This is a genomic window from Flavobacterium sp. BFFFF1, from assembly GCF_002256285.1.
Classification (GTDB): Bacteria; Bacteroidota; Bacteroidia; order Flavobacteriales; family Flavobacteriaceae; genus Flavobacterium.
Genome location: NZ_NKJE01000009.1, coordinates 67,118 through 92,642, shown reverse-complemented (window position 1 = coordinate 92,642; position 25,525 = coordinate 67,118). Strand labels below are relative to the sequence as shown.

The 25,525-nt window shown below is 39.5% G+C and carries 24 protein-coding genes; all 24 read right to left on the bottom strand.

The genetic code is table 11. The annotated features are described in order from the left end of the window. Positions 1-64: 64 nt before the first annotated feature. Positions 65-871, bottom strand: a complete 807-nt coding sequence (locus tag CFE23_RS07535; protein ID WP_291086351.1) for a class I SAM-dependent methyltransferase — start codon at positions 869-871, stop codon at positions 65-67. After that, positions 858-1,871, bottom strand: coding sequence for a glycosyltransferase (locus CFE23_RS07530; protein ID WP_363331567.1), 1,014 nt, complete (start codon positions 1,869-1,871; stop codon positions 858-860). The genes CFE23_RS07535 and CFE23_RS07530 overlap by 14 nt, the downstream gene beginning before the upstream one ends. Next, positions 1,868-3,409 carry a glycosyltransferase gene (locus CFE23_RS07525; protein WP_291086349.1) on the bottom strand — a complete coding sequence of 514 codons (1,542 nt, stop codon included), beginning with the start codon at positions 3,407-3,409 and terminating at the stop codon, positions 1,868-1,870. The genes CFE23_RS07530 and CFE23_RS07525 overlap by 4 nt, the downstream gene beginning before the upstream one ends. A gap of 133 nt (positions 3,410-3,542) precedes the next feature. After that, positions 3,543-4,193: a hypothetical protein gene (locus CFE23_RS07520; RefSeq protein WP_291086347.1), complete on the bottom strand. Its 651-nt coding sequence runs from the start codon at positions 4,191-4,193 to the stop codon at positions 3,543-3,545. 607 nt (positions 4,194-4,800) lie between these two features. After that, positions 4,801-5,796 carry a glycosyltransferase gene (locus CFE23_RS07515; RefSeq protein WP_291086345.1) on the bottom strand — a complete coding sequence of 332 codons (996 nt, stop codon included), beginning with the start codon at positions 5,794-5,796 and terminating at the stop codon, positions 4,801-4,803. Continuing rightward, positions 5,781-7,070 carry a hypothetical protein gene (locus tag CFE23_RS07510; protein ID WP_291086343.1) on the bottom strand — a complete coding sequence of 430 codons (1,290 nt, stop codon included), beginning with the start codon at positions 7,068-7,070 and terminating at the stop codon, positions 5,781-5,783. Before CFE23_RS07510 ends, CFE23_RS07515 begins: the two co-directional genes overlap by 16 nt. A 2-nt stretch (positions 7,071-7,072) precedes the next feature. Then, positions 7,073-7,798, bottom strand: a complete 726-nt coding sequence (locus CFE23_RS07505; RefSeq protein WP_291086342.1) for a glycosyltransferase family 2 protein — start codon at positions 7,796-7,798, stop codon at positions 7,073-7,075. A 15-nt stretch (positions 7,799-7,813) separates the two neighbouring features. Next, positions 7,814-9,358 (bottom strand): glycosyltransferase family 2 protein, encoded by a 1,545-nt coding sequence (locus CFE23_RS07500; RefSeq protein WP_291086340.1) that lies wholly within the window; start codon positions 9,356-9,358, stop codon positions 7,814-7,816. After that, complete coding sequence (locus tag CFE23_RS07495) at positions 9,348-10,493, bottom strand: glycosyltransferase family 4 protein (RefSeq protein WP_291086338.1); 1,146 nt, start codon at positions 10,491-10,493, stop codon at positions 9,348-9,350. The genes CFE23_RS07500 and CFE23_RS07495 overlap by 11 nt, the downstream gene beginning before the upstream one ends. Then, complete coding sequence (locus CFE23_RS07490) at positions 10,490-11,566, bottom strand: glycosyltransferase family 4 protein (protein WP_291086336.1); 1,077 nt, start codon at positions 11,564-11,566, stop codon at positions 10,490-10,492. The genes CFE23_RS07495 and CFE23_RS07490 overlap by 4 nt, the downstream gene beginning before the upstream one ends. A 41-nt stretch (positions 11,567-11,607) precedes the next feature. Then, the gene (locus CFE23_RS07485; protein WP_291086334.1) at positions 11,608-13,023 is read right to left on the bottom strand and encodes a hypothetical protein; all 1,416 of its coding nucleotides are present in this window, start codon (positions 13,021-13,023) and stop codon (positions 11,608-11,610) included. 59 nt (positions 13,024-13,082) lie between these two features. Continuing rightward, positions 13,083-14,204 carry a UDP-N-acetylglucosamine 2-epimerase gene (neuC, locus tag CFE23_RS07480; RefSeq protein ID WP_291086331.1) on the bottom strand — a complete coding sequence of 374 codons (1,122 nt, stop codon included), beginning with the start codon at positions 14,202-14,204 and terminating at the stop codon, positions 13,083-13,085. A 235-nt stretch (positions 14,205-14,439) separates the two neighbouring features. Beyond that, a complete protein-coding gene (locus CFE23_RS07475) occupies positions 14,440-15,486 on the bottom strand; it encodes an N-acetylneuraminate synthase family protein (RefSeq protein WP_291086329.1) in 1,047 nt (348 codons plus the stop codon). A 278-nt stretch (positions 15,487-15,764) separates the two neighbouring features. Then, on the bottom strand, positions 15,765-16,679 hold the full coding sequence (locus CFE23_RS07470) for a glycosyltransferase (protein WP_291086327.1): 915 nt from the start codon (positions 16,677-16,679) through the stop codon (positions 15,765-15,767). Next, positions 16,672-17,703 carry a glycosyltransferase gene (locus CFE23_RS07465; protein ID WP_291086325.1) on the bottom strand — a complete coding sequence of 344 codons (1,032 nt, stop codon included), beginning with the start codon at positions 17,701-17,703 and terminating at the stop codon, positions 16,672-16,674. The genes CFE23_RS07470 and CFE23_RS07465 overlap by 8 nt, the downstream gene beginning before the upstream one ends. A gap of 17 nt (positions 17,704-17,720) precedes the next feature. Beyond that, on the bottom strand, positions 17,721-18,647 hold the full coding sequence (locus CFE23_RS07460) for a polysaccharide biosynthesis protein (RefSeq protein ID WP_291086323.1): 927 nt from the start codon (positions 18,645-18,647) through the stop codon (positions 17,721-17,723). Positions 18,648-18,650: 3 nt separating this feature from the next. Next, the gene (locus CFE23_RS07455; RefSeq protein ID WP_291086321.1) at positions 18,651-19,352 is read right to left on the bottom strand and encodes an NAD-dependent epimerase/dehydratase family protein; all 702 of its coding nucleotides are present in this window, start codon (positions 19,350-19,352) and stop codon (positions 18,651-18,653) included. A gap of 64 nt (positions 19,353-19,416) precedes the next feature. Next, positions 19,417-20,082: an FkbM family methyltransferase gene (locus CFE23_RS07450; protein ID WP_291086319.1), complete on the bottom strand. Its 666-nt coding sequence runs from the start codon at positions 20,080-20,082 to the stop codon at positions 19,417-19,419. Beyond that, the gene (locus CFE23_RS07445; RefSeq protein ID WP_291086317.1) at positions 20,072-21,295 is read right to left on the bottom strand and encodes a hypothetical protein; all 1,224 of its coding nucleotides are present in this window, start codon (positions 21,293-21,295) and stop codon (positions 20,072-20,074) included. Before CFE23_RS07445 ends, CFE23_RS07450 begins: the two co-directional genes overlap by 11 nt. Then, a complete protein-coding gene (locus tag CFE23_RS07440) occupies positions 21,292-22,200 on the bottom strand; it encodes a glycosyltransferase family A protein (protein ID WP_291086315.1) in 909 nt (302 codons plus the stop codon). Before CFE23_RS07440 ends, CFE23_RS07445 begins: the two co-directional genes overlap by 4 nt. Positions 22,201-22,205: 5 nt before the next feature. Then, on the bottom strand, positions 22,206-23,120 hold the full coding sequence (locus CFE23_RS07435) for a glycosyltransferase family 2 protein (protein WP_291086313.1): 915 nt from the start codon (positions 23,118-23,120) through the stop codon (positions 22,206-22,208). Positions 23,121-23,130: 10 nt separating this feature from the next. Further along, on the bottom strand, positions 23,131-24,150 hold the full coding sequence (locus tag CFE23_RS07430) for a glycosyltransferase family 2 protein (protein ID WP_291086311.1): 1,020 nt from the start codon (positions 24,148-24,150) through the stop codon (positions 23,131-23,133). A 146-nt stretch (positions 24,151-24,296) separates the two neighbouring features. After that, the gene (locus CFE23_RS07425; RefSeq protein WP_291086309.1) at positions 24,297-25,118 is read right to left on the bottom strand and encodes an alpha-1,2-fucosyltransferase; all 822 of its coding nucleotides are present in this window, start codon (positions 25,116-25,118) and stop codon (positions 24,297-24,299) included. Between the two features lie 36 nt (positions 25,119-25,154). Further along, positions 25,155-25,433, bottom strand: a complete 279-nt coding sequence (locus tag CFE23_RS07420) for a DapH/DapD/GlmU-related protein (RefSeq protein WP_291086464.1) — start codon at positions 25,431-25,433, stop codon at positions 25,155-25,157. Between the last annotated feature and the right edge of the window lie 92 nt (positions 25,434-25,525).

Genomic DNA, 25,525 nt, shown 5'->3' with positions numbered 1-25,525 from the left:
AGCCTTGTCCGGACATTCAATATAATGATCGGATGGCATCTTTCCAGTAATCATTTCAAAGTTCTCATTTCTTCTGCATAAGCATGGTGAGATGCATGCAGCGGAACAAGGCCTTATCTGAAGTGGCTGAATTATTCCAGTCCTTTTGGTGCCAATTCTTGCCAATTCTTGTTTTCTTTTCCGCAGATAACGGTAACATATTCACAAACACTATCCATTTTGACAGTCCCAGAAGACCATGTTTTTCAATGATATGAAATGCTTCTCGGTATTGATAAAGAGTTTTCTTTGAAAAAGGCCATTCCCAGTCGGCATCGGTTTGGAAAGGGCGGTAAATGGTTCTGATGATTTTTATAGGAATGCTGGTTTCCATCGGGTCATAGCTGATCACCTGCCCGTTATCGGCGAGTTTTTCGTTCAGCCTGTCGATCAGGATCGGAGTGCTTTCAAAATGGTGCAGTACTCCATAAGCGTAAATCAGATCAAAATCCTTTTCTGCAAATTCATCGGACAGGAAATCAACCGCCAATGCGGATGCCGTTGGATAAGGCTTGAGCCTTTCGGCCAATTTTGCAATGGCTACGTCGCTCAAATCGATACCTATATATTGCCGGGCATGCTGGGCAAGGTAGATAGACCAGTAATTACCGGCATAACAACCCAGATCGAGGACTTTTTTATCCGATAAGTCACCAAACCATTCTTTATGAAGCAGATAAGCCTGATCCTGTACGCCGATATTTTTGCGAACCTGATTAAGTATCCCATTTCTGAATTTTGCCCAAATCCGCGTTAGGAAATTCTGACGGATGTTGTTGTAAAACTCTTTTTGCTTTTTATTGGTTTCAATAATGGCTTCAGTCGACTTCATGTTTTATCTTTGGCTTACTGATCAGCAAACTCCACCATCCTATGCTCCTCCCGATGGCTTCAGTAAATGCTTCCTTTCTGTTGGTGGCTGTAAATATATTGGTAAATCTTATGATTGTCAATAATATCGTGATTAAATTCCATTTTAATTTCGCGTTGAAATCGGGACAGGGGTTTTTGATTCTCCACACATACCAGCCATTTCTAACAACCATTTTTCCATATTGGTATTGATTTGGCCTTCCGCCCGTCGCATGAAAGTGGCTTAATCTGGCCGCGGTATTCAGGTACAGGTTTCCTATTTTTGCCACCCTGATTGAAAAATCGGCATCTTCATACAGGCCATATCCTTCGAAATACGTCGAAAATCTGACCCTGTTAAAAACTGTTTTCCTAAAAGAGGACACACCGCCCATAATTTGCTCTGCGGGATAGATCTTTCCCGAAGGAGGCAAAAAACCGACGCTTCTGCCATGAGAGAACAAAGGTGAAAATCCCGGCGGGCAATTGCTGTCAAGCCCCAGTTTCTTCCGTGCTACGAATCGGGAGCCTTCGCTGCGACGCCAACCGTCATAAAAATATTCAGTAATTTTCGGGATATAATCCTGACCGACATATTCGCAATCAGATTCATTGATAATGTATCCACCAACGCCGAGCGCATCTGGATAAATCTCGTAAGCCTGAAGCAGGTTTTCAAAATAATCGGGTTCTAGCACCACATCATCATCCAGGAAACAAATAACGTCGATTTCGGCCCCAGTTCTTTCGATACCATAATTGCGTTGCCTGGTAAGTCCCCTACTCTCGGGCGGAACAAGGAAATAAGTGATGTTGGGAAAACTGTTTTCTGAAAGCATCTGCCCGGTTTCGTCATTTTTAGAACCGTCAACAATCAGGATTTCATCGGGATAGGCCGATTGGTCTTCCACAGATTGAAGCAAATTTCGCAGCGCGGCCGGACGCATATACGTACATACAATTAATGAGAACTTCATCATTTATAGCGTGTGCCGGATTTAATTAATTTTTTAGCATAAAAAACTGACTTCCTAAACTGTAGGTTCTTATATGGAATCCTGATCAGCCTGTATAGAAATCCCGATTTGCTGCCGTCGAACAGATAATAGCTGAAATGTTTGTATTTGTATTCTATCAGTTGTTGTGGCGTAAATTGCTTTAAGATGCCGTACATCACGGTTGGACTCGGCACAGGCTTAATCCATTTTACAGGCGTATCGAGTTCCCATGGCTGCTTTTTTCTTTTTTTTCCGGTAACCTTTGCCTGTGTTCCCCAAAACCTGTATCCCCCTGCAGGAGGTTTAAGGTGCAGGTTTGCAGAAAACGGATTATTGAGCACCGTGGCGCCTATTTTTGTAAGGGACATTCCAAAATCGCTGTCTTCGCCATAACCGCCATCAAAATTTACATCATTGCCAATCAATGCTTTCACCAGACTATATTTGACGCAGGAGTTTGCGTTGCTGAACATTTGGGCAGTGCCGACAATTTTCTGCTGTGGTTTCAGCATGGCGATGGCTTGCTTTAAATCATCCAGTGTTTGCTGGTGATGCATTGCACGAACATCGAGCCCGTTGCAGGCTTCGGCGTTGTAGGTCTGAAGCAGCCTGATATGATTTTCAATAAAATCCTCAGCAATACGGATGTCGTCATCACCAAAAATAACGTAATCACCTTTACAGCAATCAATTGCTTCGTTTCTAGCCCTACAGCTTCCTTTGGATTGCTGCCAGATAACTATCAGCTCGAAAGGATAACTTTTTTTATAAAATGATTCATCCCGTTCTGTTATTGGTGTCGCATCAACTACAATAACGCGAAAAGGCTTATACGTCTGATTGCTTAAATCTTCTAGCAGCTGAACGGTAAATTCCTGCCTGAGCATCGTTGGGATAATATAATTAACTGACGGATTTCCTACAATCTGCTGAAGCTCCCTTGGCGCTACTAAAGCTGTATGTTGCCGAAGGCTGAAGTGATTTGATGCATACAAATAGGCGGTCCACTCTTTCACTTTCCAAAACCCTACGCGGAAAAGCATAAAAACAGCATGCCTCTTTCTGAAATTTTTTAAAAAAAAGGTATATCGGTCCTTCGGGGAAATGGTAATATTCTCTTCAGTGGTTGAACGAAAAAGTTGTTTTACATATAATGGAACCGCTCCCAGGTAGCGAATCGTACGAAAACCAAAATCCAGCGCCTGCATCTGAATGTTTTCGTAGTCAGCGTCGAAGCCGCGAGTAATTTCCCATACGGATTTACGGACTGCAAACTGGTTCGGATTTATACGCCAGCTCACACACTGCTCGAGGTCATCGAAATCGTTAAGGTACCAGAACATTACTGCGGTCTGGTAAACCAGTTCTGGAAAAGCGTTCTTGTATCCTTGTTCAAAAGAACTGTGCCAGATATCACCGGGTCCTGCTGCGAGTTGGTCAAACCGCTCCAGATCGGGCTCGCCACAGTATAATATTGATTCACCCGAAGCGGTGATAAATTCGTTCAATTCAAATTTCATTTCTAATCATTTTCTGATCAAATGTTGTGAAAATTCAGGTCATTGCGTCTGTTCCAACATTTCCCCGAACCCACTGCAGTGTCCAAAGATAATAATAAATCGGGATTGGCAATCCCTTCGCCGGTGCAGTAAATTAGGGATGGTTATTCAGGTAGCTTTTCGCAATCCCATACATCCCGTAAAAGGCAAAAAGAATTACTAAAACATAGTTTGCGGTGAGGTACCATTGTCTTACCTTACCCTGTCGCTGATTCATATAGTAAAATAAGATTGCGGGAACGAATATTCCAATAAACCATCTTGGTTCGATGTAGGAGACCACAATCAGTGATAGAATGGCCATTACGCTAAGCATGATTAATGGAATGAACATATCCGGACTCCGGAAATCTCTTTTGTAAATTCGGGCAAACAATATTATGAACGGAAAAAAAAGCATCAGTGCCAATTGTCGAAAGCCGAAAAAAAGCGAAAATCCGAAGTCTTTGACAAATTCCGTTGCAGTCATTTTATAGTCGAAGGTGATGCCTTCCAACAAAGTGCGAGGCAAAGCAGCATTTCCATGTTTATCCAGATATGCCCTGGTCTCGTCCCAACTGGGGTGTTGAAAGTTGTCCAGTTTCCCCTCATTGACCATTAATTGTGCCAGATACTGTCTTTGCCGCCAGTTGACTCCAAGGCTTGAAGGAGCCACCTTATCGTCATATGACAACTTTCCCCTGGACTGCAGGCACGGGATATTTATCGTGACAAACAGGCAGAATACCGCGAACGGCAAAAGCATTTTATTTTGAAAGAATCGAAATCCCGTTTTATACAAAAAAAAGAATGCCAGAATCAAAGCTGGAAAATATACAAAAACAAGTTCACGGGTAAATATTGCGACCACCAGCATTGTAAAGGCCAGCGTTGTATTATTCATTTTACGATATACAATGTAAAGGTAGGCTTCGGAAAAAAAAATGATTAGGCTTATAAAAAAAAGGGTGTCATTCGTGCCGCCACAGAACACAGCCGATGTTGCCAGGAAAAAACTCAGGTAGCCATAGAAATAGAGGCTTCTGATTTTGGCTATTTTAAAAAAGTATATTAGTAAAAAAAAAACAAGCAAGAAATTTGTCAGCCGGAGCGCAACGTAATTTTCCATGATGAAAGAGAACGGCAGCGATATGATCATATAGGGGACGGAGATGCTTTTTTCAACAGCTGCCATCCATCCGTGGGCTTTGATATAATCCAAGTCACTTACAAAGAGCCATTCATCGCCCGAGGATGCAGGTGTAAAAAAATAAAAATAGACGTACGCTATGAACAAGTAAACAAATGATAATAGGCACGCTGCTTTTTTCAAACGATCTGTATTTATCCGCAAAATCTGCTTCATAATTTTCTTATTTAATTCCCGGCTTTGAAAAAATCAGGCTAAACCATCCAACTGTCCTGCCAAATGCTTCTGTTAAGGATTGTTGCTTATTGGGTAATGTAATTGCGTTAGCGTAACGAATTGCCGTCAACAATAAGGTTATTACATTCCACTTAACAACTGATTTAAAAGATGGTTTAGGATGCCTGACGCGCCAGACATACCAACCATTGCGAACAACCATTAGTCCGTACTTATATTGATTCGGCCTGCCTGAAGGAGCATGATGATGGGTGAGCCTGGCATTTGTATTGACAAAAAGTTTGCCTTTTTTTGAGACACGCAGGGTAAAATCGGCGTCTTCATACAGGCCATATCCTTCAAAATAGGTGGAAAACTTATTTTCGCTGAATACTGACTTCCTGAATGAGGAAACACCTCCCATTAATTGTTCTACTTCATAAATCTTTCCGCTTGGCGGCAAAAATCCAACACTTCTTCCGTGTGAAAACTCAGGTAAAAATCCGGGAGGCACATCACTGTCCAAGCCTAATCGCTTCCGCAAAACAAATCTACTGCCGTCTTGACGTTTCCAGCCATCATAATAAAATTCATTGATCGAAGGGATATAGTCCGCCCCTACAAATTCGCAAAGAGACTCATTGGTAATATACCCGCCTGCTCCGACAGCCTCTGGATAGCGTTGGTATGTATTTAGAAGCTGCTCAAAATAGTCTTCTTCCAATATGGTATCATCATCCAGAAAACAAACGACATCTATTTCACGGCTTACTTTGGATATACCGAAATTGCGTTGGCGTGTTAGTCCCCTATGTTCTTTTGGAACGAGGTAGTAGTTGCAGTTTGGAAATTCATCCTTAAGGCGATTTTGCGTGGCGTCATCAAGCGACCCATCGATAATCAGTATTTCATTGGGATAGCGGCGCTGCTCCCGAACTGATTCAAGCAGCCTGCACAAAGATTCTGGCCGTTGATAGGTACATATTATTAGTGAAAAGCGCATTGAGTCTTTTTATAGATTTTAGTCAGAATATCCAAGTTAAGAAACAGGAAGCACGCTAGCAGGCACAATCCGTATATGGCGTTAAACCGTAATCCCGTATAGATCAAAATCGCCATTAGTAGTTGACCGGACAACACCGACAACACAACGATAAGAACGCGGCTGTTAACGGTTTTTCTGTAAAAAACTCTTTTAACAACGAGCAGGATGGATTGAAAAAATACGAGCAACCATAGACCGCGTAAAACAATCGCGGATTTTTCAAGCCAACCTTCTTTAGGGGTTTCTGGGAAAGGATTAAAATTAGATCTCAATTTTACATAAATAATCTTTAACCTTTCAAAAAAACCAATCTTCTCGATGTAGGCTATGGTTCCCTTCCTATAAAACTTTCCCATATCCAAAACGCTTCCGGAAGCGCTGGCATAAGACTCTTTTGTTAAAAATTTCAGATTAATTGATTCGTCAGCATTGTCTCCCTGTGTATTGGTAAAGTCACTCACAACCTGTTCATTCCATCCTTTCGAAAAAACGGCTCCCTGTGATGCGGTAAGATACCATCCCTTGTGAAAACTCAATTCGTTACGTAGTCCCCAGCTCCCAACTAGCCCTATAAATAAAAGCGCTTGTAGAAATGCATCTCTTAAATTCTTCCTTGCAGTGATAAAGAAATGAACTGAAAATAACGTGGCAATAAAAAAAACCGCAACAGGATGACAAAGTATTATTAAGGCCGCAAGTACCGAAATCCTCAGCCCTGATCTTAAACTCCTGTCATCATAAACAAACAAAACAGCAAGTAGAAGGATCAACACCGCAGTAAGACTTTCAGACAAAAAAGTAACTGAATATTTCAGATAATGTGGTTCCAATAATAAAAATAGAAATGGAATTACGAATTTAAAACTTCTGCCCGAGCGCTTTTTGATAAAAAGCAGCGAAAACAAAATCAAAGCAGTTTCAAAGATTGTTTTTAAGATGACTACAATCAGTAGGTTATTTGTGAGCAGCAATGCCGGTGACAGCAAAAACGGCCATAAAGGCGGTCTCCAGGTGGCATTTTCACTGAGTCCTTTCTTATCTAAATCTGAGTATTCGTGAAATTTTCCGATGTGTTTTGCTATTTGTAGGTAATGACCGGCATCGCCATTGTTTAGAAATGCATTTTTCGCTTCGTAGGCGCCTTGTGAATTAAACGCACCAATAAAGTAAAATTTAATTGCAAGACCACAAATAATTATCCCAATCGCCAACAAACCGGTCTTGCCTCTCATAATTATTTAGAAAAATAATACTTAAAAATACAGAAAATTGCCCGGAACCCGTCCTTCCAACTTATTTTTTTGCCTTCTTCAAAAGTGCGTCCATAATAGCTTATACCCACTTCGTAAATCCTTATTCCAGGTAGTCGGGCAATTTTGGCAGTAACTTCTGGTTCAAATCCAAACCTTTTTTCATGAAGGTTCAAAGACTGAAGTAACGGTGTCCGGAACATTTTATAGCAAGTCTCCATATCCGTAAGGTTTAGGTTTGTAAACATGTTACTTAAAAATGTTAGGAAGCGATTGCCAATACTGTGCCAAAAGAACAATATCCGATGTGGTTTGCCACCCATAAAGCGGCTTCCATATACGACGTCGGCAAACCCGTTTATAATAGGCTGAAGTAAAATATTATATTCTGTGGGATCGTATTCAAGGTCTGCATCCTGTATTATTAGAATTTCGCCTGTTGCCTCTGAAATTCCTGTGTGGAGTGCCGCTCCTTTTCCTTTATTCACCTGATGTTCAAAATACTTTATTGCCAATTCCTTGTTTTCACGGATGTAAAGATCAATCTTCTCCCGGGTGTCATCGGTACTACAGTCATTCACAAGAATAACCTCCTTTTCCATTCCATTAATTAGTGCTACTTCTTTAACCTTGTTAAGGATCAAATGGATGGTATTTCCTTCGTTGTACGCAGGAATGACAATAGATAATGTCTTGGCAGGTGGATTCATTTTTTGACGAAATGGTTATTGATGTCGTATGCCCAGCTTCAATAGTTTTCTGGAATAGAACAATGATTTATTAAATTGTAGGTTTTTGTAGGGCAATTTCAGAATTCGTAAAGGCAGGGTCACTTTGGGCCCCTGCATCAAAAAATAAAGAAAGTTCTTGTATTTGTATTCTCTAACCTGATTTGGTTTAAATTGTTTGAGTACCCCGTACATCACTGTTGGGCTTGGCACTGGACGTATATACCGCACCGGGGTATCGAGTTCCCACGGTTGAGCCTTCCGTTTCGTCCCCATTTTGCCGGCTTCTGAACCCCACCAGCGATAACCGCCAGCGGGAGGTTTGAGATGTAGATTTGTAGAAAAGGGATTGAATAAAACGGTTACCCCTATTTTAGCAAGGGATAGCCCAAAATCGCCATCCTCGCCGTATCCGCCGTCGAAATTAATATCATTCCCTACTAACTGGGTTACATATTCTCGTTTGACGCAGGAATTGGCGTTGCTGAAATTTCCTGTCACTCCTAATTTCCAACGCAAAGTCCCCATTTCAAACAGTTTTCGAGACAAATCATGGAAATCCTGGTTTTGATGGTCGGCGCGTATATCGAGTCCATTACACGCTCCGGCACTATAGGTTTGTAAAACCCTGATATGATTTTGAATAAAATCATCTGGCACACGTATATCATCATCGCCAAAAACGATATATTCACCTGTGCATATAGCAATAGCTTCATTTCTGGCCCGACAACTTCCCTTTGTTTGCTGCCATTGAACGACTAATTCAAAAGGATAACTTCGGGAAAAGTAAATATTCTCATCTCTTTCCGATTCGGGTGTAGCATCAACAATAACGACTTGGGATGGAGGGTATTTCTGCTTTGAGAGATCCACAAGCAACTGCAATGTAAAATCTTGTCTCAGCATAGTCGGGATGATATAGCTAACGGTTGGATTGCCTTCAATTTCATTTAACTCACGTGGTGGTAGTATATTGAAGTTTTTACGCATTGAAAAATGGTTACGCACCTTGAAAAACAAATACAGTTCGGGTAATCTCCAGATTCCGCTACGAAAAACCATATATACTGAGTGGACACCTTTAAAGTTTTTCCTGAAAAAAATATGCCTGTCTATTGGCGATACCGAAACTTCTTCTTTATCTCCAGTAGTAAAAAGACCTTTAACATAAAGCGGAATGGCTCCAAGGTAATGGAGGCTGCGATAACCGTAATCAAGCGCCTGCGCCTGAATACTCTTAAAATCGGGATCGAAACCACCTGTAATCTCCCAGACATTCTTCCTCACCGCAAACTGGTGCGGATTTACCCGCCAGCTAACACATTGTGAAAGTCCATCGAAATCATTAAGGTACCAAAAAAAAACCGCTGTCTGGTAAACCAATTCCGGAAAAGCATTTTTATATCCTTGCTCAAATGAACTGTGCCAAATGTCACCGCTACCTTCAGAAAGCTTCTCCAGTAATGCGAAGTCCGGATGTCCGTTGTATAGTATTACTTCGCCTTTTGTAGTAATAAATTCTTTCAATTCAAGTTTCATGCGTAACATCTTTGTAAAATGCAATATTTTTTTCCACAACAACTATGGTAGAAAAGTAATCTTCTATTCTTTGGCGCGCTGCGCATCCAAAGGTATCCAATATAAGACGATTTTGTAATAATATATTTATTTTTTCGGCGAATAGCTTATGATTGTTCGGGTGAACTAAAAATCCGCTCTGTCCATCCGTAATCATCTCATTTGCCCATCCGATGTCAGATGCTACAATTGCTTTTCCCATTGACATCGCTTCGAGCCAGGACACTGGCAGGGCTTCCGCAAATGACGGAAAAACACACACCACCGCTGTTGCTATATATGACCCGACTTCATCGTAGGATTTGGGGCCAATATAACTTACTTTTTTGAACGCTTCCGCAGAAAAAAGCCCGCGCATCATTTCCCATGTCGAAGCATTTCCTGACATAATATCGGGAACATCTTTCCCTATAAGCATTAGTTCAGCGTCTGGATTCATTGCCACCACCTGATTAAAAATCAATGGAAGCTCAAGCAGTCCTTTTTTTCTGATTAAGCTGCCAAAATACAAAATCCGTTGGTTATCGTTTTGCTTAGGGACAATATTAAAATGTGTAGAATTTATTGAGTTTGGGATTACTGTAAAATTCCTTTTTAATTTGAAAAGTTGATTCGTAAGATCTCCCGTAAACTGGCTTACAGCAATGACAGAATCGGCCTTACGGAGTGCACGCCTTTCGTGAAAAAAGTTTTTAAATTTTACTTTTCTGCCGTCCAGATGGCAAAAATAAGTATCAGACCCATTTTCACGAATTACAATAGGGCACTTCACATTTATAAAGGAGGTAATTCCGGTCCAATCTGGGGCTTCAACAACATCAATTTTTTTCTCAGCGTAGAGTTCATTAATGCGTTTTTGTATTTTTTTTCTGGTCAAAAACCATGACAACCCTTTCAATTTCACATTTTTAATGCCGTAAAAGTCAATGCCGCCCTCCTGAAAAAAATAATCTGATTGTTGTCCATAAATCAGTACGGAGGGCTGTAAATCTCTTTCGGCTAAAGCTTGTGCAAGGTTTTTAATGCCAGTCCCGATCCCTCCTGAATTGCCGGTTTTCGAATGCGGATATTCCGGTGTTAAGAAAGCAATTTTCATTTTATCAATTTAAAATAATTTTCAACCATGCTATCAAGTGTCAGTGCATTTAGACGGATATCGTCGCCAGCATTACCCGTTACCGAAAGCGCTCCACTTGAAATACGGCATAGTATACTTTCCAGTTGTGCTGTATTTCCTGCGCTATAAAGAAAGCCATTGTATCCATTCTCTATCAATCCAAGTACATTGCCTTGTTCGGTGGTAATCACCGGTAAGTTACTCATAAGGCTTTCGACTATGGTATAGCAGAAAGTTTCTGCATGCGATGGATGAATTAGGTAATCATAATCTTGATAAGTTTCATTAAGGGTTGCGACACTCCCTTTAAAGTTGATAACGGATTCCAGTGAAAAATCGCTCACCATTTTAGTTAGCCCTTCTTCCATGGGCCCGGAACCATATATGTGAATTACAAAGTCGGTTTTTCCTTCTAACTGCAAAGCGCGAACGGCCGTAATAACATCTTGAATACCTTTACTTTTCCGAAGATGAGATGCAATAATATACTTCCCCGTAAAGACCCGTTTGGGCTTTCTGAGAAATTTTTCAGGTTGTAAACCGTTAAAAATTACTATTGTTTTGGGTTTAATAAAATTTCCAAAGTCGAAAATCAATTCAGCTTTTGTAGCTTCAGAAACGGCAACAAATACGTCTATAAATCTGGAGTAAAAAAATCCCTTTAGGCGTTTTTCAATCTTTTTTTTAAATGAATATCCGCCTAGCGGCCTGGGATTATGATCAACCACAATAAGTTGTGCTCCGGTTTTAGATTTAATAGATTTTAACGATCGGGTACAAAGCTCTACAAAGTGTACCATTATATGAGAATAGTGCTTGCCGCTCCTTTCCAGATGTCCTAAAAAAAAAGTTTCAGGCTGGGCTCCTGAAGCAATGACGTTCAAATCGGAATATTCGCCGTGATCAGCCGTATTTGGAAAAAACCAGTCAATCATAATGTCATTTTCCTTGCATTTTCTGTCAAAATTCCAAAAAAAGTAATCCATCCCGCCAACCCTTTGCGGGAGCAATTCATAGTTGCAGATTATGGCGATTTTAGAAGGAAGATGCATAGTTCGAATATGTTAACTGTAGCGCCATTTTTGATACCTTATCATTTGGATGAAAATTTACGATCCAAACTGAACTTAAACAATACATCAGCAAAACGAGTACTTACTTCAGCCAACGGTTCGACCATTTCGAGTGCCACCAATTGCCGCTGTTGGGTTAATTTCTCACACGGATTTTCCAGCATATGATTGATGGCATCAATTAGTTCGGTTTCATTCAATGCCACAGTTGCCGCATCGCTAGCCAATACATGCTTGATGTGCTTGAATTCGAGAAAACGACCATCGTTGTAAAGCGCGTTATTTATGTTACCAAAAACTGGAAAAATAACTGGTTTATCAAATATCATAAAATCAAGAGTCATCGTAGACAGCATATTGACATTAAGATCGCTATGCTGGGCTAAAGCTCTAAGCTCGATGACATCATCAGTTTGAGGAACCCGTTGTGACCAGGCCTCCTGATGATTTTGTCGTAAAAGTACCCACTTCGGATAATTCCATTTTATGAATGGGAACTCTGCCGCAATCGCAAAGAAACGCTCCGGACTTTCTGCCGGAGATGTTCGAACAATGAAATTGATATTATTAATTCTGTTTTCTAAAACAGCCTTAGCTATAATTGAGATGTACAATTCGTCATTTTTGCTTGTAGAGCTATCACCACAACTGTAACAGAGTGTTTTCAGAGAAATCTGTAACTTAAACTTTTGTAAAAATTCGTTTTTAGTAATTTCATAGCGGCTCAGTACATAAGGCTCAAATTGTGGTGTGCCAACAACCGCTATTTGCCCGTTCTTTACCGTTGAGTAAAACTGAAGCAAGTCACGCTTCATAAGTTCACTCCATACTAAAAAATAATCAAAATCGGCAGCCATTCTGCCTTTAGAGGCCAAATTGTCCCAACTGAATATAAACGTAGCCGTTTTGATGTGCTGTTTCCTTGCGGCGTAGACCAAAGGAGCAATAAACGGGGGGCGCTGATGTGTAAAAAAGATGATATTGAGCTTTTCATCCCTTAAGATTCGCCGGTATTGACGAGTCAGTTTGTGATTTTTAAAGGTAGCCTGCTGAAAAGCATCGAAACGACGTATCCACTTCTCTGAGTGGCATACTGAAACTAAATGATAAATCAAACGGGTAGCGAAACCTCTTGGGTTGTTTGCTTTACTTTGATTTATTCTATAATTATCATCGATCCCAAAGTTATCGGCTCTATGAAGCCTCAAATGCGCACTTTCTTTTAATTTCCTAAAAAACCATGTCGCAAACCGTTCTTCAAAAACGTCGAGTTCGACGACCTTTGCACTATGGTTATATTCAAGGTAAGCCTCTTTTGGGAGGCATGATAAAATAACTACTTCATCAAATTTCTTCTCAGACTCATTTAGGAAATCGCTTAGGATGAAATTCCTAAAACCTACTCCATCTGTGATGACTACCCCTAATTTTCTCATTTCAATTTTGTTCAGTTCAAATATAATAACATCGCTGTTTGAAAAAATGGTTATTCCGGTTAATTGTCATTAAATTGTTTCTGGTGATCAATACTCCAGATTGTACTGTCGGTCAAACAGCTTAGAAATTGCTGCGTACTGTTGCCCGAACCAAAATCAAACTCAGGCCGCTTAACGCGATGTGTATTTATATTTTGAAGTGCCTCTTTGATATTTTCTAATTCATAGCCCACATTCATTATGTCTGCGCGTTCAGTTCGTTTAAATTGTCTTGTGCCAACATTGATTGTCGGGATGCCGTAGTAAGGGGCTTCACGAATACCCGCGCTACTGTTGCCAATAATAAACTTACTGTGTTTCAATAACGTAAGGAAATACTCAAATCTTAAGGATGGGAAAATCCTAAACCGTGGGTTATCTTTCAACTTGTCATAAGCACGAATAATGTGTCTGCTTCCCAAATCATTATTAGGGAAAATAACAATATAATTTCGCTCATCTGTAAGGAGTGCAATCGCGAATTCAGAGGCATAGTGCGCCATCTCTTTTGATTCAGTCGTAACAGGGTGAAACATCGCAATAGCATAGTCTGAAAACTCAATATTATAGTAATCCAATGCTACTGTTAAAGTGGGCAACGTTTCAGAACGCATGATATCGATATCCGGCGATCCAATTGGGTAAACAGATGAAGGCAGCTCTCCCATTTGTATTAATCTTTTTTCGGCTTCCGAATTAGACACGAAATGCACGTGACTAAGTTTAGTAACACTGTGTCGTATTAACTCATCAACTGTGCCCGAAAGTTCGCCACCTTCGATGTGCGCGACAAGAATATTGTTGAATGATCCTACAATTGCGCCGGCTAAAGTCTCTGGTCTGTCACCATGTACTACGATCATATCGGGGTTTACCGTTTTACAATATGCTGAAAATCCTTCTATTGTCTTGGCCAGTGTGAGATCCATGGTTGTCTCATGCGTATGATTGTGAAACGTGTGAATGTGTTTAAAACCACAACGCTCAATTTCAAGTAGGGTGTAGCCGTATTCCTCAAGAAGGTGCATGCCCGTAACAAAAACAAAGACCTCGAATCCCGACTGATTTTCAAGAGCTTCGATTAATGATTTGACTTTGCCAAAATCAGCACGCGTTCCGGTTAAAAAGAGGATTTTCTTCATTTAACTATTGAATGTATTTTAAAATATATTGTGATAATCTCTACTCTTAATTGACAACAACTTGCGGTCGCACTAATGATAATATTACTCATTTGGAAATTGATGAAACGCAAAAAACTGCCTTTATCAGAAGGCGAACAGCCGATTTAAAAATATTGTTCTCTTGTTTTAACACAAACAACTTGCTTAACAATCAATTTGAATCGTGGTTATCACGCCAGTTATTCCCTTTTGACTATACGAAATCGTTAAAATCCAAATGTTCGTCATCACCAATATCTCTTGAAGCTATTTTTCCAATTATATTATTGAAATGTTCTGCGGGAATTTTACCCGTCCCCGGGCGTTTCACCCAAATGTTTTCCTTAGACAGCTTCTCACCCGCCTTAATGGCCTGAATACTGCAAACGGTTGCAAAAGCAAAATCCATAGTGACTTGTTCTTCTGCTGCTGGCTCCTTTCTCCCTCCCCGCATTTGCCAGATTTCTCTTGAAGACTCGATCAGTTCATTACATGCCGTTTCATCCATACTACAAACAATATCGGGACCTGTTCTGTACATGGAGTCTGTAAAATGTCTTTCCAAAATACTTGCCCCCAGTGCGACTGCTCCTAAACATGCGTTATTGTTCAGGGTGTGGTCACTTAACCCAAAAACTTTGTCTGGAAAAGCCTGATGCATTTCGGTCATCGCGCCAAATCTCACGAGATGGCTTGGTGTAGGGTACAAATTCGTGGTGTGTAACAGCGCGCACGGAACGTTATATTTGTCGAAAATAGATATCGCTTTGCCGACGCTCTCAATTGTGTTCATCCCTGTACTTAAAATTACAGGTTTGCCAAAAGTCGCAACGTGTTCCAATAGCGGATAATTGTTGCATTCTCCGGACCCAATTTTATACGCTGGGATGTCAAATTTGTTAAGCCTGTTGGCAGCAGCTCTTGAAAAAGGAGTAGAAATAAAAATCATTCCCTTTGCTTGAACATAGTCTCTTAGTTCCCTTTCTTCAAATTCGCTAAGTGCGCATCGTTCCATTATTTCGTAAATGGAAACGTCAGCATTTCCGGGTATCACTTTTTTGGCAGCACTACTCATCTCATCTGCCACTACATGTGTTTGGTGTTTTACGACTTCTACACCTGCCCGAAAAGCGGCATCAACCATTTCTTTAGCAATTTGCAGTGAGCCTTCGTGGTTGATTCCAATTTCAGCAATCACCAATGGCGGGAAATCTGGGCCTATTTTCCGGCCCTGTATTTCGATAAAAGGTCTGATTTTCATACGTTAAATCTGTTGTCTTATAAATAATCTAGTTAAATATTTCGAACCTATTTGGGCAAAAATAGGTTACTGGCATTGCAAGTAAAATGTGACAGACCATCATTAAAAAACCAAGCTTTAAAATGACCGTCAAAGTTATTGTACATCTCAGAGCGAGGCATCCGGATTACTCTGAATTTAAAATAAGAACTAAATTTGAGTCGAACACCTCATCAATCTATCGTCAGGTCTTTCTAATAATTTCGACTCACTACTGCATTGTTTTTTCACACTTAACATTATCTCTGAGGTTTTGGGTTCCAATATATTTTTGTTGGCGCTAATTTTTGGTATTGATTGAATTCCTTCCTTGTGAAACGGTTACTTTGCATTAGTAATTTAGGCAGCGCGACGACAACATCAATACAGGCAAGCATGACTGCTTTTAAAGCGGTAATATCTCCCTTAATTATTTTGCTCTTAAATTGAATCCAAATTGAGTAAACCATAATTCCTGGAATTTTAGTTAACGGATAAAAAAGCAATATCGAATACCAGCCTGACCTTAATGACCGCCGGAGACGAACGCCATAATCCTGTTGTTTTTTTCGATCCCTTACCACTACCCTGTGCTGAACCAGTATTTCTGGCACAAAATTAACCGCAATACCTTTCTTATACAAATGGTAAGACGCAAAATCTTCCTCGCCATAAAAGCCGAACCACTCCGGGTAATCCGGAATGGCATCCCATGCAGTTTTTCGCCAGGCGTGGGCACAGCCAACAAAACTTTTAACCCAGGTTGGGTTTGAATCATCTGTGATGTCATCAGGCATCAAGTCACCCCAGTAAATCCGCATTGCAATAACCCCACATCCGGGATTTTCTTCAAAATAGCTAATGATTGTCGGGAACGGATTTGACGTAACAAAGTGGGCGTCATCATCGAGAGAAATAATGAAATCAGCATCTGTTTGATTAAGCATTTTATTCCGGCAATATAGGTAGCCTTTTGACTCATGGTTTCTGAGTACACTGACCTCAGGATAATTATCAGTTACGTATCCAAATGTGTTATCAGTGGAACCGTCATCAAAAACGACGCAGCTCACCTTGTTACCCAGAAGCGGTTGTAGCTTATTGAGCGTAAAAGCGAGATCACGAATTCTGTTTTTGGTAGAAATATGAACGGCTATTTTCTTTTGGTTATTCAACAGCTTTTAATGAATTATAGTGCTTTATCATTTCCTTAGGCAATTTCTTCCAGCGGAAAAACAGTCTTGATATCTTATCGTTAAGGAGAACTTTCGGCACCAGTTTATTTTTTATAAAAAAATGAAAAGAGGAAATCCTTCTCCCTTTTTTAAACCCTTCAGGGACATTATTATTATCGACCGGCATATATTCGGCCTCAGACATCCACGCTTCATATATATTTCCCATATGATATGCGAAATTATCATGGGTTGTGACCCGCCAGTAATCCTTTTCAAGTGATTTTGAATCAATATAAATTTCACCAATTCCAGCAGCTTTTTTACCACCTATAAAAGTATAGAGTTCTTCGAACATATCTCTTTTGTAGGTAGCGACAAAGTGGCCAGAGCCCACAAAACAAGTCAGATCCTTGTCCTGCAGTCCCAGACCATACTCAAGGTAGCTCTGATTGTAATTTCTGTCCCAGCCGATACTATCATAGAAATGCACAAGAGCATCCCTGTTTTTCACACGTATAAACTTCAATCTTTTACTAAATAAATTATCCGTTATGATATTGCCACAATGACTGTTAAAGGTTCTAAATTGAGGTGTCAGCCCAATTACTCCTACCCGGGGCAAATGGGAAAATATTTTCAGGGTTTCTGCCTGCCATCCGGAGACAAATAAAACATCAGCATCGGAAATGGTAACCAGTTCAATATTATTTCCCGATATCCCCTTAAAGACTGCATTGATTTTTCCGATGTTGTGGGTGTGGATCAGTTCATGTATTTTTTTATCTTCAAGAAGGGTGTTCAGATAATGTGTCACCGTTTCGCAACTGCCGTTGTTCACTATAGAGACGAACGTTTTATTATGAATTGTTTTTAACAGCGATTCAATGCAAATTTTCAGTATTTGCAAACTGTCCTTGAAATAGTCCTCTTCATGTGGTATATAAACAGGAATTATTACCTGGTGTTTGTATGGCGAGGGTTGTTGATCTACCTGTTTATTCGGATTGCTTCCTACTCTCATGCTTTCAGTTTTCTTGTTTAGCTTCTAAAAAAATTATTGTCCAGCAATTTTTCGTGAAGCTGTTGTTTAGTGACGGCCACATTCCCACTGGAAAACTCATCAAATTTAATTTCTGGATCATTATAAATCTTTTGGTAATGCATCATGTACTGATTCAGGCTTTTGTCTAAATACGTTCTGGAAACCTCTTCACGAGCGATCATTACTTCATGAATTTTCTCGGAAATCCGGGGTGCTCCAATTGAATATTGCAGTCCAAATTCTTCCTGATAAATCTCAAAAAGATGGGAAACATTAAAACTTGGGATATTGGGAATGATATTGAACCCAGTGAAATTAAAAGAATTTTCGATAAGTGCCACGGCTTCCTCCACATCAATCATGAATCGTGTCATCTGGGGAGAGTATAATTTAAGTTCGTACTTGTTTTTTAACGAATCCTGTATCAATGGGATGATACTGCCTGTCGAATTCAGCACGTTTCCGTAAATGGCGGTTGTAAGGTTTACTTCAGATTGTTCCGCATTGACAATAAACGCTTCTCCTCCAATAAATTTCATTGCGCCATAAAGTGTTGTCGCGCCGCGGCTTTTATCCGAAGATATAAAGCAAGCTGCCTTAAACCGATTGGCTTCAGCAACATTCCTTGAATTAATTGCTCCGTTCACTATAGTTCTGACAGCTACTTCCACATTTTGGTCGACTGCTTCAATTTGTTTCAGGGACGCAGCAAAAATTCCGTAGTCATGGTTCTTAGCCGCTTTGTTCATCAGGTCAAAATCAGCAACGTCACCGATAATACATTTTATTTTTGGAAATTGTTTTCTTAGATAATAATGTTTCGCCTCATCCCGACTGTAAATCGTAATGTCAGCCTTATCATAAAATCTCTTTACAATTTCCCTGCCTAAGTAACCGGCGCCGCCCGTAATAAATAATTTCACCCTTTACATTTTATAGTTAGTATACCCCAAATAGGTCTGGTACAAATCTAATTCAAATTTTGTTTTTAAGTTTGGAAACTGTCCGCTTAAATTCATCTCGTGAAAATCCTTAAGCAACAGATAGACAGCATTGACATTTGTCGTAGTGTAAGTAAATTCGTTCGGAGCCAATGTTGCAATTGTCGACACCGCGTCGTCAATATAGCAAAGCCTTATTTCATTCGAATTAAAATTAACAGCCTTATTATGTATAAGGTTGTAGCAGAAGGTAGCTATAAATGATGTTTTTTCGGGAATTGCATATTTCCCAAAAATATTTGGCAGTTTATACGAAATGAAATTCATATTCCTTCGTGTACAAAATTCATGAATTTTGGTCTTTGCTTCTGATTTAGCTTTACCATAAAAGGAGTCATTATCCTCTTGTATTGATGATAAAAAAGCGATATTACATCTTATGTTGTTTTGACAAAGGCAATTCAGCGTATCTTGTGTAAGTCTGCGGTTCAATTCAAGTACCATTTCAGGATTTTCATGTCTATGAATAAACGCTGCATGGATTAGCCAATCAATAGGCCCTGCATGTGGTAATGTATTTAAATAATCCCTGCCCAATTCGATCACCTCAAATTTCAACACATACCTAAAATAAGCTGTCAAATGAATCCCAAGAAATCCTCGTTCTCCTGTAATGGCAATTTTCATAAAATCCGAATATCGTTAAATTTTTAATTGTGGGGAGCAACTTCAAAAGCACTCCGGAAATCAGCTATTTTGAAATCAAAAACAGATTTCCCAAATCACCGTTAATGATTGATTTTGCGGCAAGTCTGTAATCTTTATCTTCTAAATATCTTACAATTTCAGATCCGATGTCGTCAATAAGCGGATTGTCGCTTTCAACCAAAATTACTTTAGGTCGAAATTTATCCCAATTATTGGATTTCAGTACCTCAAGATCGAAACCTTCGACATCTATATCGAAAAAGTCCAGTCTGTCTCCATCCTTGATGTGCATCTCTAAGATGGCACTTAAAGACCGCATTTCCACGTCGATTCTCTTGATGATTTTAGACCCGACATCATGCTTAACAATGAATTCTTTGTCGAAAGTGTTCATGGAACTCTCTTCAAACATGCAATATGTCAGTGGCTGTGTGCTGGTTCCCACCCCTGCATTAATAAATACATCAGCGGGACGGTATTTTCTGTAAAGCGCTGCCATTTCAGGGTTTGCATCGATACAAATCCCTTTCCAGTCCCTCAGGTAAAAGTGATAGGTATTCGATGCATTGAACGGATGCCAGCAACCAACATCAACGTAAACGCCAGGCGTAGACTGATTGATAATTTTCATGAGCTGAATATCGTCTCCTGATTTTGAAAAGCTGATGTTGTATCTTTTGCGTATGAGCTCTTTTAAATTATTTATCACCGATTTCTGATAGAATTAAATTGAGGGATTTTTTGAAATTATCGTCACTGAAATAATCCCCGAAAGGGTACATTGGTGCGTCAGAACTAAATCTGTCCCTGATCAAATAGGCTAATTTTTGTTTTATTTCTTCCTTATCTGTCGCAGTTGCTATAAATTTTTCTTCCTTGACAATATTCCTCAATTCACTCTTTGGAGGTGAAATACAAAGTATTGGTTTATTGTATGCTGCAAGAAATGGCGCTTTTCCAACAAGTATATTACATACCAAGGGACCATTTTCAAGAATAACACCAATGTCTGTTTCATGAATCTGCTCATTGGATGAATTAGAAAAATTCAGGGTATCCAGCACTACGATATTTTGTGTTTCGGCATATTTTGCAATGAGGCGTTTGTTGTCCTGACCGCGTAATCTCAAAATAAACTCAGTATTTTCTCTATAATATTCGTTTTCGTTAACAAGTTCCTTATATGCATCGAGCAGGCAATCGGCATTTCTACCGAATTGAATTGCCCCGTGATAGGAAATCGTTACTTTCTTATTTTTTTTTACGACCTGCGAATTGTTGGATAAATCGAAAACCTTCTCACAAAATTGATGCGGTAATGTATGGAATTTCTTTTTACTCCCGTATAGAAATTGCAAATCATCTGACATCAGTGCTGCTGTGCTGATGCAGGTTTTGGCCTGTGAAACAACGTCATTCATCTGTCTTAACCGAAACAGATCAAGATTGGAAAGCGCCCTGTTTGTTCCAGAATACCAATAAAGCGGGTAAGGGTCATGAAAGCTGACGATAGCTTTTTTAAGGATAGGCAGGTCTTTTGAGCCCAGTATTGTCTCGTGGTTTAATCCGGAACTCATTATAAAAATATGATCGTATCTGGCATAGTCTATATTGGACAGATGAGCAGCATATATTTTATGGATATATTGTTCGTTAAGCGACTTATGAAATAGGCGCCAATAAATGCTGTTCACGCATTTGGTTATAAATGGGATCCGAAGATCAAGCACATGACTTTCAATATTATCGACAGGCAATAGGTGCAACTGATCCTCAGTCGGAGCCTCTTTGAGATATACCACATCGATTATACTATCAGGATAAACGTCTCTTAATTTGGACAGGAAAGATCGGGAACAAATCCCCTGGCTTGTCCCTGAAACCCTCAAATCCTGTTTTACAATTAAAAATTTCAACTTCATCTATATTTTTCTCTGGCTGCGTGAATGAATTTAAGCAAAAACAGGATGTATCGCTTCACATAAAATCTTTGCAGATAAAACCAGCTCATCTGCATCCAAAAGTATATATTCTTTTTATTATTGAGGAATGTTTTTTCCAACCGGTCGAATAAAATTTCTCTTTGTACTGCATCAAAGGTATGTAACCAACTTTTCATTAAATGTAACATGAACTGAAACGTTGCATGACTTTTCAGTTTATGGTTTTCACTGAGCGAAGTGAGGTTCATTCCGCTGACTCGAAAAAATACTTTGGCCTCATTTATTGTAAAGATTTTATTCCCAAGGGAAAACTCAAAAACAGCCAGTAAATCTGTATTCCACGCCAGCGGCAGGTCTCTGAATTTTACCTTTTGCATCGCTTCCCTACTGAAAATATATTCGCTTAGCGAACTTCGCGTTTTACCACATAGCTTCCGAATCATGAAATCCTGAGGACTCTCGAGTACCGGATGCGTAAAAATAGACGAAACTTCGTTTCCTGACCCATCGATAACAATAGACGCGTACCTAATTACTGAGGCTTTACGAGTCTTGATATCAGCAATATTTTCATAAAAAGTGGAAACTACATTGTCGCCTAACACATCATCGTCACCCAAAATCATTATCCATTCTTCATTTTCCGTGAGTGCAATGCATCGCTCCCATTGTTTCACAAGAGACTTTGAGCCAATGTTTTCACTGAAACCCTTGTAATAACAATCAAACATTCCTTTATATTTTTCAAGCAATGGCAATGGCGATACTTTGCCGGCATCATTACCGATATAAACTTTAAATCGGTGATCGCTCTGACCCGCCAGCGATGCCAGTGTATCCTCAAAAAAAGCTTCTTTAAAATATGGAATCACGATGGCCAGCATATATCTTACTTTTTCAGGAAAACTATAATTTTTAAGAAAACATATTTTGCCGGAGTTAAAATTCCGAGTTTTTTAAAGCACTTCTTAAGTAAGATGCCCAACTGATATGAATTTGATTGAGTAGTTTTATAAAGGCGTGTTTTAAAATAAATGTTGGAACTGTAATATTTTGAGATCATATTTCTCGAAAACTGATGAAAGTCTTCAGGAGCAACATCTTCCTTCAAGCAATCGTATACCTTTAAATAATCTTCAAGCATGCTTTCTTTCATCGTCATACTATTGGGATTACGCCTATAGAATGCCAATGGCTGGTCTAAAAATTTTGCTTTGGAACCTTGTTTAAAAAAACTGATCCACATCATCCAGTCTTCTTTTGCCTTCAAATTTTCATTAAATCTAAAACCATCAAATAAATTTCTTTTAAAAAAGCCACAATGAATTGGGATACTGAACGAATTGTCCCATTGAAAAAGCACATTGTGGTACGTAAAGAGCGATTGTTTGAGGTTACAATATGGGATGGTAGACTTTTCGGGACGGTTCACAAACATCCTGAAATCTGACACGACAATTTCGGCATCAAAATCCTCTTTAAATACCTGAATCGACGCGAGTAATTTCTCTTTATCAATAAAATCATCAGAGTCTAGGAATTGTATGTACTGCCCATTGGCTTTATCTATTCCGCAGTTTCTTGCGCTGCTGAGCCCTCCATTTTTTTTATAGGTGTAACGAAACCGGGAATCGCGTTCAACCCATCTTAAAGCTATTTCTGCTGTATGATCCGTACTCCCATCATTTACAATCATACACTCCCAGTTTGGGTATGCTTGATCCGCAACGGACTGGAGCGCTGTGTCAAGGAAATCTCCCTGATTATAGCACGGTACTATGATTGAAATTAGTGGACCTTCCATGTTGGCGATATTAGTAAGAAATTCCCAGTTTACGATATAATTGACGATTAAAATATTTTGTGCAGACCTTAACAACGAAATACATTAGTCGCGGTGGTAAGCTAAAAAATCTGTCCACAATAATACCTTTAAATTTATTCATAAGGAAGTAGTCCCCTATAAAGGAGTTTTTCATCTGCTCCGTAATCTCAATAAACTCTTTTACCTGGTATAGCTGCTTATTTCTATTTTTTTCCTGTACTTCATGAAACCATTTTAACATCAGCCTGAATTCCTTTCCAGACAAGGCAAATTCCCGATTTAATATTTTTAGCACCAATGAATCCGGAAACATTGAAACATCATAATGGAGCCGTTTAAATAGCAGGATTCTTGATTCATTAAAATGACGGGTCTGTTTGTTGTTTTTAGTGTTTGAAACCTGCAATTCGTGCTGCCTGTATTGCATCAAGGGCTGCTGAATGTTATAAAAGTGCCCCAACCAAATCATTTTTGACCAAAGATCGTAGTCTTCTGCAGGCTCTTTAAATTTATCATATTCAAGTGACGTTATCGCATCCTTCCTGATAAACACTGAAGGATGACCGATAGGGTTTTTATACAATAACTGCAACAAAATTTGCTCATGATTTTCCGGATTTTGTATCACTCTTTCACTGGCTATTATGGACAGCCATGTCCCGCAAACAATTATATCAGGACGGTCTTCCATCAGCCGGTATTGCTTCTCGAATCGATCAGGCATGGCAATGTCATCTCCATCCATTCTTGCAATATATTTTCCATTTGCAAACTTTAACCCCATATTCAAGCTGTCTGTGTAGCCTGTGTTTTTTGCCTTGGTGATCAGCTTGATCCTCGGATCATTGAATTTTGAAATAACGTCCAAGGTAGCATCAGTGGATGCATCATCGATAACAAAAACCTCAAAATTGGCAAACGCTTGATTTAGAATGCTACCTAATGCTTCTGCAATGTACTTTTCACAGTTATAAACGGGAAGAATAACAGAAATTGCCGGGTTTTTCATTTGTTATTTTGGTTTAGAGGCATTCTCGAGGATACGAATGACAATTTATCCAACCGGAGAAGGTATGTACGACCAGTGGTGCAGGTTCCTTCGATCGGTATCGAGGAAAGTCGCGGTAAATCTGAAAACAATCCTTTTTCCATATGCTAAAGCTTAATCCAGTCTTCAGGAACGATGTCCGATGAATCAATGTCCTGGTCATTAAACCAAAGCGCGGGCGCAGTAACAATCTTGTCTGGATTACTATTTAACCAGGCACCCCACCAACTGAAACTACTGTTCGCAATAATATTATGCTTGCATTTTGACATCAGTACCATGTCTTCAAAGTTACTTGAAGCATCGTTAAAATCGACAAATACAATTTTTGAATTTGCTTTAAAATGTTCCTTAGCCCACGCAATATCGTCTGAAAAAACGTAAAAAACCGGAGATTCAATCTTCGACTCGACCAGTGTTACGGCTTTTTCATAGTATGCTTCATTTTTAGTATCATGTAAACCGTGCCCGACATAATCCCCACGCCTAAAATGAATCGATACGGCATTTTCCTGCTGCATCTGGAGAATCGTGTTGGAAGTAATCTGTTTTAATGGTGAGGTAACAACAAAATCATTCCGAATTTCCTGTTCATAGTTTTTAAAGTATTGCTCTGACTGGAAATAACCTGATAAAACAGTAGGATTGCCCTTCAACGAATAAAAATCCTTGTTATAACTAAAATCTGTTTCTTCGTAGTCGAGGCTTTTCGAAAAAATTGATCTTATCTTTCTTGAAAACCGATTTTCTTCTGAAGAAAAAAGTACATTGGCATTAAAATGATTTAATCCGTACTGGTGTGTTTTGTAGGTTTCAAATGCAGACCGGTCAACCAGTAATTTTTTGTTTTGGTTTAGCGCTAAAGATTTTGCAGCAGCATACTGAAACATTTGATTTCCGAGTCCTCCGATAAGTTTCACAATAATCATAAGTACAGCCGTTCTGCAAAAATTTTTAAAATCAGTTTATGGGGCATCGGTTTCAAATAACCCTTGTTTTTCCAGGTGGGCAATTATTACTTTTGCTTCCTCTAAATTTTTCTCCCACCATTTCGATTCTTGTATCATGCGAATTTTATCATCCGTAAAACGCATCTTTATCGTCCTCGCAGGAATTCCTCCAACAATTTCAAATGGTTTTACATCTTTATTTACAAAGGAATTTGCCCCTACAATGGCGCCATCTCCTATGGTTACACCGCGTCTGACTACCACATTAGATCCCAGCCATACGTCATTCCCAATAGTACATTTTCCATCCGTAAGCGTTTGAAAAGGCCTCGCGTAAAAAAGTGAGGAAGTCCTTGCCCTGTGATTTTAATGCTCCCCGCCACCTC

Excerpts from the sequence above, each read along its gene's own strand:
- CFE23_RS07535 (WP_291086351.1), bottom strand. The coding sequence starts at position 871 with ATGAAGTCGACTGAAGCCATTATTGAAACCAATAAAAAGCAAAAAGAG.
- CFE23_RS07530 (WP_363331567.1), bottom strand. The coding sequence starts at position 1,871 with ATGATGAAGTTCTCATTAATTGTATGTACGTATATGCGTCCGGCCGCG.
- CFE23_RS07525 (WP_291086349.1), bottom strand. The coding sequence starts at position 3,409 with ATGAAATTTGAATTGAACGAATTTATCACCGCTTCGGGTGAATCAATA.
- CFE23_RS07520 (WP_291086347.1), bottom strand. The coding sequence starts at position 4,193 with ATGCTTTTGCCGTTCGCGGTATTCTGCCTGTTTGTCACGATAAATATC.
- CFE23_RS07515 (WP_291086345.1), bottom strand. The coding sequence starts at position 5,796 with ATGCGCTTTTCACTAATAATATGTACCTATCAACGGCCAGAATCTTTG.
- CFE23_RS07510 (WP_291086343.1), bottom strand. The coding sequence starts at position 7,070 with ATGAGAGGCAAGACCGGTTTGTTGGCGATTGGGATAATTATTTGTGGT.
- CFE23_RS07505 (WP_291086342.1), bottom strand. The coding sequence starts at position 7,798 with ATGAATCCACCTGCCAAGACATTATCTATTGTCATTCCTGCGTACAAC.
- CFE23_RS07500 (WP_291086340.1), bottom strand. The coding sequence starts at position 9,358 with ATGAAACTTGAATTGAAAGAATTTATTACTACAAAAGGCGAAGTAATA.
- CFE23_RS07495 (WP_291086338.1), bottom strand. The coding sequence starts at position 10,493 with ATGAAAATTGCTTTCTTAACACCGGAATATCCGCATTCGAAAACCGGC.
- CFE23_RS07490 (WP_291086336.1), bottom strand. The coding sequence starts at position 11,566 with ATGCATCTTCCTTCTAAAATCGCCATAATCTGCAACTATGAATTGCTC.
- CFE23_RS07485 (WP_291086334.1), bottom strand. The coding sequence starts at position 13,023 with ATGAGAAAATTAGGGGTAGTCATCACAGATGGAGTAGGTTTTAGGAAT.
- neuC (WP_291086331.1), bottom strand. The coding sequence starts at position 14,204 with ATGAAGAAAATCCTCTTTTTAACCGGAACGCGTGCTGATTTTGGCAAA.
- CFE23_RS07475 (WP_291086329.1), bottom strand. The coding sequence starts at position 15,486 with ATGAAAATCAGACCTTTTATCGAAATACAGGGCCGGAAAATAGGCCCA.
- CFE23_RS07465 (WP_291086325.1), bottom strand. The coding sequence starts at position 17,703 with ATGAGAGTAGGAAGCAATCCGAATAAACAGGTAGATCAACAACCCTCG.
- CFE23_RS07455 (WP_291086321.1), bottom strand. The coding sequence starts at position 19,352 with ATGAAAATTGCCATTACAGGAGAACGAGGATTTCTTGGGATTCATTTG.
- CFE23_RS07445 (WP_291086317.1), bottom strand. The coding sequence starts at position 21,295 with ATGAAGTTGAAATTTTTAATTGTAAAACAGGATTTGAGGGTTTCAGGG.
- CFE23_RS07440 (WP_291086315.1), bottom strand. The coding sequence starts at position 22,200 with ATGCTGGCCATCGTGATTCCATATTTTAAAGAAGCTTTTTTTGAGGAT.
- CFE23_RS07435 (WP_291086313.1), bottom strand. The coding sequence starts at position 23,120 with ATGGAAGGTCCACTAATTTCAATCATAGTACCGTGCTATAATCAGGGA.
- CFE23_RS07430 (WP_291086311.1), bottom strand. The coding sequence starts at position 24,150 with ATGAAAAACCCGGCAATTTCTGTTATTCTTCCCGTTTATAACTGTGAA.
- CFE23_RS07425 (WP_291086309.1), bottom strand. The coding sequence starts at position 25,118 with ATGATTATTGTGAAACTTATCGGAGGACTCGGAAATCAAATGTTTCAG.